Genomic DNA, 6,461 nt, shown 5'->3' with positions numbered 1-6,461 from the left:
AACCCGCTAGTTTTAGGCAAGGGGAGGGCGCTGCCTCGGTGGTTCCGTCGATCTGGCCTGGGTCGCCCTCCCCTTGCCTAAAACGAATGGATTTTAAAGGCTCCGCCTTTAACGGGGTCCAGGGGCAGAGCCCCTGGCCTTGCTTTCTTCCAAGTCCACACCCCGTCCAACCCCGCCCGACGGCGGTTGGCGACCCCGGCGTGGCTCGAACACGCAACATCCCGCTTAGAAGGCGGGTGCTCTATCCAGTTGAGCTACGGGGCCGTTGCTGGGATCAATTGCTGGCGCTGTGGTTGGCGTCAATGGGTCCAGTTGGCGCGGCGGTCGAACTTGAAGTTATCGGCGTAGGCTTTGGGTTTGCGGGTGTGTTCGGTGGGGATTTCGAGGTCGTAGGCGATGCCGTGGCGTTCGGCGTAGCGTATGGCTTCGTCGCGTGTACCGAACGACAGGCGCACCTCGGTTGCGAGCATATCGGCTGAGCCGGTCCAGCCCATCAGCGGGTCGATGGTTTTCGCCATGGCGGGCTCGAATTCCAGCACCCAGCGGTGGGTTTTCGCCCAGCCGGACTGCATGGCGGTTTTCGGCGGCAAATAGATGCGGGCGCGGTTCATATCGGTTCCTCGTAAAGCATCGGGGCGCCCGGACTCGAACCGGGGGCCTCTTGTACCCAAAACAAGCGCGCTACCAGGCTGCGCCACGCCCCGAATGATCCGCTTCCTATGCCGGGTGCGGCTTCAGCGCAAGCAACTTACTTGTCATCGCCGAATTGCTTGCCGATCACTTTGTCCCCCACGTCGATATCGTCCTTGGCTGTGATGCCGCCCTGCAATTCCAGGGTTGCCGCCACCGGCACGTGGCTGGAGATGACCCGCAGGCTCTGCGGCACGGTGTCATCGGCGATATGCCGGATCGTGCCATGCGGCCCGATGAACACCATATCGAGCGGCGCGAGCGTGTTCTTCATCCACATTTCCGAAACCTGCGGCGGGTCCCACGGAAAAATCATGCCTTCATCCGCCGCGATGGTTTTGCGAAACATCAGGCCGATTTCCTGCTGGCGCGGCGTCATCGCCTGTTCCACCTTGAAGGTGAAGCGCTTGCCGTGCTGATTGACGATGGTCAGCGTTTCGGTCGCCAGCGGTTTCTGCGGCCCGGTGATTTTATTATCGGCGTGGGCGATGCCGACACCGCCGATCACCACGCACGCCAGCACAAATCCGGTTAGTCGCTTCATCGATCCACTCCAAAATTCAGGCGGCCAGCGCCCGAACTGCCGGCCGCACCGCCAAGTCTTGCGGCGGATCGGCCAGCGCGGTCAACCAATGCGCCGGCCGCGGCCGCGCCGCACCCCGGAAATAGCGTATCCCGCCCAGAACGTCCAAGGCCGCCGGCGGCAGGGTCGTGGGGATGGGAATATCGTTCAGCACCGCCCAAATCCCCGCCCAGGCGCGCGCCAGCGCATAGGGATTATAGCCGCCGCCGCCCAGCACCATCAGGCGCGGCGCCAGAGGCCGCACCGCCGCCACCGCCGCCCATAACCCGTGGTTCGACAGCGCCAACCGGCTCATCGCGTCATCCGCCAGCGCATCCGCCCCCGGCAACAGCATGATCGCCTCGGGCCGGAATCGTTCGATCATCGGCACGATCGCGTGCGCCATCACCCAGCCAAGCTCCGCATCATTGAACCCTTCCGGCACGGGAAAATTGATCACCCCGCGCGCCGTATCCGACGCCAGTCCCGTGCGCGGCCACCGCCCGGCTTCATGCACGCTGATGGTCAGCACCCGCGCATCATCCGCAAACGCCGCCTCCACCCCATCGCCGTGATGCGCATCCAGATCGAGGTACACCACCCGCCGCAACCCCTGATCGAGCCACGGCAGAATCCCCAGCACCGCGTCGTTGATGTAGCAAAACCCGCTCGCCCGCGCCGGCCAGGCGTGATGATTGCCCGCACCCGGCACCTGCACCACCCCACCATCCGCCGTCAGCGCCGCCGCCAGCATCGCGCCCCCGGCCGAGGTCGCCGGCCGCCGGTACACCGCCGGGTGAATCGGGTTCGCATCCGCCCCGATCCGAAACCGCGCCCGCAGCTCATCCGGCAACCCTTGCTCCGCCTCGGCCCGCATCAGCGCATCGATATAATCGGGCGCGTGAAACCGCTCCAACGCGCACCTTTCCGCGAGCGGTGCGGCGACGAACTGGCGATCCCCCAGCCACCCCATCGCGCGCGCCAAATCCTCCGCCAGCGGCGCGCGCAAGGTCGCCAGCGGATGCGGCGGCACCGCAATCGGCTCACGATAGATATCGGCACTGATGAACCGGGCAGGGGTCACTGGCTTTCCCTACACATTGCCGCCCCCGGTTGCTATAACCCGCTGATGGACGACATGACCCTGATCCCCGAACACGCCACCACCCAGGGCGCGCTGCCCCGCCGCACCTTCGCGATCATCTCCCACCCCGATGCCGGCAAGACCACGCTCACCGAAAAACTCCTCCTGTTCGGCGGCGCCATCCACGAAGCCGGCATGGTCAAGGCCCGCCGCGAGCGCCGCAACACCCGCTCGGACTGGATGGCGATCGAACGCCAGCGCGGCATCTCCGTCACCTCCTCGGTCATGACCTTCACCTGGCACGATGTCGTCTTCAACCTGCTCGACACGCCAGGCCACCAGGACTTCTCCGAGGACACTTACCGCACCCTCACCGCGGTCGATGCCGCCGTCATGGTGATCGACGCCGCCCGCGGCATCGAAGCCCAGACCCTCAAACTGTTCGAAGTGTGCCGCCTGCGTGACATCCCGATCATCACCTTCATCAACAAAATCGACCGCGAAGGCCAGGACCCCTTCACCTTGCTCGACGAAATCGCGAGCACCCTCGCCCTCGATGTCTGCCCGATGGTCTGGCCGATCGGCATGGGCGGCCTGTTTCGCGGCTGCTGGAACATCGCCGAACACCGCCCGATCGGCCGCGTCTCCCCCGAAGGCGAGGTCTTCGCCCCCGTCACCGTCCCGCCCGACCAGATGGCCGAAGTCCAGGACGCGATCGAACTCACCGGCGCCTACCCCGCGTTCGACGAAGCCGCCTTCCGCGCCGGCCACCTCACCCCCGTCCTGTTCGGCAGCGCCCTGAAAGACTACGGCGTGGTCGAACTCCTCGCCATGCTCTCCCAATTCGCCCCGGCCCCCACCACCCAGCGCGCCGAACCTCACCCCGTCGCCGCATCCGACCCCAGCGTCACCGGCTTCGTCTTCAAGGTCCAGGCCAACATGGACCCCAACCACCGCGACCGCATCGCCTTCACCCGCATCTGCTCCGGCCGCTTCCAGCGCGGCATGAAACTGTTTCACGTCCGCGCCGGCAAAACCATGGCGATCCAGGCGCCCATCTTCTTCTTCGCGCGCGACCGCTCGCTGGCCGAGGAAGCCTGGCCCGGTGACATCATCGGCATCCCCAACCACGGCAGCTTGCGCGTCGGCGACACGCTCACCGAAGGCGAACCCCTCCGCTTCACCGGCATCCCCAGCTTCGCCCCCGAAATCCTCCGCCGCATCATCCTCGCCGACCCGATGCGCGCCAAACAACTCCGCCGCGCCCTCGAAGATCTCGCCGAAGAAGGCGTCGCCCAAATCTTCCGCCCCATGCTCGGCGCGGACTGGATCGTCGGCGTCGTCGGCGCCCTGCAGCTCGACGTCCTCGCCGCCCGCATCGACACCGAATACAAAATCCCGATCCGCTTCGAAGCCTCCCCCTACACCACCGCCCGCTGGATCACCTCAGCCGACCCCAAACGCCTGAAAGACTTCATCGACGCCAACCAATCCACCATGGGCCTCGACCGCGATGACAGCCCGGTGTTCCTGGCCCGTGATACCTGGTCGCTGCGCTATGCGCAGGAGCGCGCGCCGGAGATTCACTTCTCGGCGACGCATGAGACGTCGGTGGCGTAAAAGGCAAAGCAAGGCGTTCTTTTTTGCAAAAAAGAACCAAAAAACTCTTGCTAACTCATCTCTATAAATTACGAGTGTTCGAGAAATTACGTGGAGACAACGATGTTGTTCAAAATCGCACCATATATTGCGGTGATAGTTAGTCTAATTATTTGGGCTTTGTCGCAAAATGAAAATAGAAAGCATGAGATATTCAAAGAGCGCCTAAAAAGACGAGTAGACATGTTCGATGGCCTACTTCCAGATATGAGTAAATTTGTCGATGCGATGAATCATAATAGTGGCATCGAAGTGCTCCAGAATGCAGCAAACAAGATTGGTAGCTATCGAGCAAAAATGATGTGCTACGGTACAATGGAAGAGCAAGAAATATATATTCGATTTATAGATTCGATAAATGAAAAAGAATTTTTTCGCGTAAAAAATGCAAATGCTCAGTTAGTTTCTTCTATACTGAAAAGTATTCGATCTGAAATAGGAATGGAATAGTGTTTGTGTCTATTGAATATTATGGTGATTGTAAGGTGGATATAACTTCCTACTTAAAAGTTTTAATAAATTGTGTATTTAGTTGACTACCATGCCCCTCCACATCGGCCTCCTAACCTTCCCCCGCGTCCAGCAACTCGACCTCACCGGCCCTTATGAGGTCTTCGCAACCCTCCCCGACACCCAACTCCACCTCATCTGGAAAACCCTAACCCCCATCACCACCGCCACCGGCCTTATCCTCACCCCCACCACCACAATCACCGACTGCCCCCAACTCGACATCATCTGCATCCCCGGCGGCGTCGGCATCAACGCCCTGCTGACCGATGAAACCATCCTCGCCTTCGTCAAAACCCAGGCGAACACCGCCCGCTACATCACCTCGGTCTGCACCGGCGCCCTCCTGCTCGGCGCCGCCGGCCTACTCGCCGGCAAACGCGCCACCACCCATTGGTCCGCGCTCGACCTGCTGGCCCGCTTGGGCGCCACGCCCGTCAAAGCCCGCGTCGTCCGCGACGGCAACATCGTCACCGGCGGCGGCGTCACCGCCGGCATCGACTTCGCCCTGACCCTCGCCGCCGAACTCGCCGGCCAATCCGCCGCCGAAACCATCCAACTATCCCTCGAATACGCCCCCGAACCCCCCTTCAACGCCGGCACCCCCGAAACCGCCCCGCCGGAAGTGCTGGCGGCAACCCGCGCCCTTGGCGCAGCCAGCCGGGCAGAGCGGGAAGCGATCATCGAACGGAGCACACCCGGCCATCCACCCCGCAACGAATCCACCCCTCCCCAATTCGCTCGACCCTGATCGCACCTGCCGCGCCCGCCACCAAACACTCCACGCCCGTCGCAATCGGCACGTAGCAGGCGGCAAAATATTTTTTTTAGTTAATAAAGCCGCAATGTTTGGTTGCGATAAAATGCTTCGGATCGACACAGTCCGCTGACTGGGGCGATCGCTATCGTCCAGCCATTCATCGCGGCCACCAAAGGAGTCTGCCTGTGCTCGATCGTTTATTCAGATCAAAATCACTGACCGCCAAAATATCAAGCATCGACTCACTCCGTACGAACGTGATGATTTCGGACGAAAAATTAAATATTACATATATGAACCCGGCGGTTCACAAATTACTGAAAAATGTTGAAGACGATCTCAAAAAAGAACTGCCCCGATTCAGCATGGATACGCTGATCGGCAGCAATATCGACATTTTTCATAAAAACCCAACCCACCAGCGCACGATGCTCGCCAGTCTCCGTCAGCCGCATAACGCGACCATCAGGGTTGGCAAACACGCGTTCGACCTTCTGGTAACGCCCCTGCGCCAGGGGGGAAAACCCATAGGATTCGTCGTTGAATGGGCCGATGCGAAAGACCGCCTGCTCAATGAAGATTATGCGGGGCAAAACGCTGCGATCAGCCGCTCCCAGGCGATGATTGAATTCACCCCCGACGGCCTGATTATCACTGCAAACGAGAACTTCACCGGGGCCATTGGTTACGACCTGCAGGAAATCATTGGAAAGCATCATCGGATTTTCGTCGAACCCGCGTACCGTGACAGTCCGGAGTATGCGAAGTTCTGGGCTGATCTGAATAACGGCGAATTCCAGGCTGCGGAATTCCGACGTGTTACCAAAAAGGGCGAGATCATTACGCTCCAGGCAACCTACAATCCAATTCGCGACAAATCGGGCAAAATCGTCAAAGTCGTCAAATTCGCAACCGATGTGACCAAACGCGTCCACGCGGTTTCCGAAATCGGCGACGCCCTCACCGCGCTCGCCGAAGGTAATCTGGAACAACGGATCGACCAGCCTTTCATCCCTGAATTCGACAAGCTCCGTACCGATCTGAACCAGGCGCTCGACAAGCTTCAGCTAACCATGCAGGCCATTTCGTCAAACACCCTGCGCGTTCCGGTGGATCGCGATCACTGATTCCGTTTGATCGCGATCATCGATTCCGGTGGATCGCGATCATGGATTCCGTTTGATTGCGATCATCGA

7 protein-coding genes and 2 tRNA genes are annotated in these 6,461 nt (G+C 60.7%); 4 read left to right on the top strand and 5 right to left on the bottom strand.

What is annotated here, in order from left to right; all coding sequences use genetic code 11:
• Nucleotides 1-187 precede the first annotated feature (187 nt).
• The 5 genes from B7X49_RS17370 to B7X49_RS17350 form a co-directional block, all read right to left on the bottom strand.
• Nucleotides 188-264, bottom strand: a tRNA-Arg gene (locus tag B7X49_RS17370).
• A 35-nt stretch (nucleotides 265-299) separates the two neighbouring features.
• Entirely contained in the window at nucleotides 300-611 is a 312-nt protein-coding gene (locus B7X49_RS17365; protein ID WP_286704428.1) for an ETC complex I subunit, read from the bottom strand.
• 19 nt (nucleotides 612-630) lie between these two features.
• Nucleotides 631-704, bottom strand: a tRNA-Pro gene (locus tag B7X49_RS17360).
• Between the two features lie 44 nt (nucleotides 705-748).
• A complete protein-coding gene (locus tag B7X49_RS17355) occupies nucleotides 749-1,234 on the bottom strand; it encodes a DUF192 domain-containing protein (protein ID WP_286704429.1) in 486 nt (161 codons plus the stop codon).
• 16 nt (nucleotides 1,235-1,250) lie between these two features.
• Complete coding sequence (locus tag B7X49_RS17350) at nucleotides 1,251-2,336, bottom strand: acetoin utilization protein AcuC (protein ID WP_286704430.1); 1,086 nt, start codon at nucleotides 2,334-2,336, stop codon at nucleotides 1,251-1,253.
• A 45-nt stretch (nucleotides 2,337-2,381) separates the two neighbouring features.
• Between B7X49_RS17350 and B7X49_RS17345 the strand changes: the two genes are divergently transcribed.
• From B7X49_RS17345 to B7X49_RS17330, 4 genes are all read left to right on the top strand, one after another.
• Entirely contained in the window at nucleotides 2,382-3,956 is a 1,575-nt protein-coding gene (locus tag B7X49_RS17345; RefSeq protein WP_286704431.1) for a peptide chain release factor 3, read from the top strand.
• Nucleotides 3,957-4,058: 102 nt separating this feature from the next.
• On the top strand, nucleotides 4,059-4,445 hold the full coding sequence (locus tag B7X49_RS17340; protein ID WP_286704432.1) for a hypothetical protein: 387 nt from the start codon (nucleotides 4,059-4,061) through the stop codon (nucleotides 4,443-4,445).
• Nucleotides 4,446-4,536: 91 nt separating this feature from the next.
• Nucleotides 4,537-5,256 carry a DJ-1/PfpI family protein gene (locus B7X49_RS17335; protein WP_286704434.1) on the top strand — a complete coding sequence of 240 codons (720 nt, stop codon included), beginning with the start codon at nucleotides 4,537-4,539 and terminating at the stop codon, nucleotides 5,254-5,256.
• A gap of 194 nt (nucleotides 5,257-5,450) precedes the next feature.
• Nucleotides 5,451-6,392: a PAS domain S-box protein gene (locus B7X49_RS17330; protein ID WP_286704433.1), complete on the top strand. Its 942-nt coding sequence runs from the start codon at nucleotides 5,451-5,453 to the stop codon at nucleotides 6,390-6,392.
• Nucleotides 6,393-6,461 lie beyond the last annotated feature (69 nt).

The sequence above is a fragment of the Acidiphilium sp. 34-64-41 genome, assembly GCF_002282635.1.
GTDB classification, from domain to species: domain Bacteria; phylum Pseudomonadota; class Alphaproteobacteria; order Acetobacterales; family Acetobacteraceae; genus Acidiphilium; species Acidiphilium rubrum.
Note: the sequence above shows the minus strand (reverse complement) of the source record. Positions and strands in the feature narration are given on the sequence as shown.